This window comes from Streptomyces sp. NRRL F-5126, from assembly GCF_000721265.1.
Taxonomy (GTDB): Bacteria; Actinomycetota; Actinomycetes; order Streptomycetales; family Streptomycetaceae; genus Streptomyces.
In genome coordinates, this window is the sequence record NZ_JOFZ01000128.1 from 1 (window position 1) to 320 (window position 320).

Here is a 320-nt window from a genome sequence, read left to right on the forward strand (position 1 = left end):
GGGGCGGAGTCAGCCGTCGCCGCAGGTCTACGCAGGAATGAAGGACGCTCTTGCCGCCGGTGACGAGGACCTGTCCGAGGTAGCGGCATGAGTCTCCAGAACTACTCGCTGGAGGAAGCGGCAGGGCTACTCAAGTGCCGCGTGCGGTATCTCAAGGACAACTTGGACCGCCTTCCGCACCAGAAGATCGGGGTAGAGCCCGTCTTCGACGATGGCGAGATCTTGGCCATCAAGGACATGCATCGGGTGCGCCCGGCCAACGCGTGGCAGGACTCGGAGCCCAGTAGCGGGCCACTCCTCGCGCTCGCGAGCATCCAGCC

General features: G+C 65.0%; 1 protein-coding gene. It reads left to right on the forward strand.

Annotated features, from left to right (window positions below; translation table 11 throughout):
- Nucleotides 1–87: 87 nt before the first annotated feature.
- Nucleotides 88–320, forward strand: a 233-nt coding sequence (locus IH48_RS34065; RefSeq protein WP_037844261.1) for a hypothetical protein, incomplete at its 3' end; no start/stop codon positions are given.